Origin of the sequence: Enterobacter sp. EC_50 (genome assembly GCF_019584525.1) — a bacterium.
Taxonomy (GTDB): Bacteria; Pseudomonadota; Gammaproteobacteria; order Enterobacterales; family Enterobacteriaceae; genus Enterobacter; species Enterobacter roggenkampii.
The window spans coordinates 1-230 of sequence record NZ_VDAF01000128.1; the positions used below are offsets into that span (position 1 = coordinate 1).

Here is a 230-nt window from a genome sequence, read left to right on the forward strand (position 1 = left end):
ACGCCATATTTTCACCGAACGGCAGCGAGCAGCGCTGTTCGATCTGCCCACGGACGAACTGTCGCTACTGAAGTTCTACACGCTGGGCGATGATGACCTGGAAAACATTAGGCAGGGCACTGTTGCAAAGTTAGCGATGAGGCAGCCTTTTGTCTTATTCAAAGGCCTTACATTTCAAAAACTCTGCTTACCAGGCGCATTTCGCCCAGGGGATCACCATAATAAAATGC

The 230-nt window shown here is 50.0% G+C and carries 1 protein-coding gene; it reads left to right on the forward strand.

What is annotated here, in order from left to right:
• Positions 1-230, forward strand: a 230-nt coding sequence (locus FHC48_RS23935) for a DUF4158 domain-containing protein (protein ID WP_220420653.1), incomplete at both ends; no start/stop codon positions are given.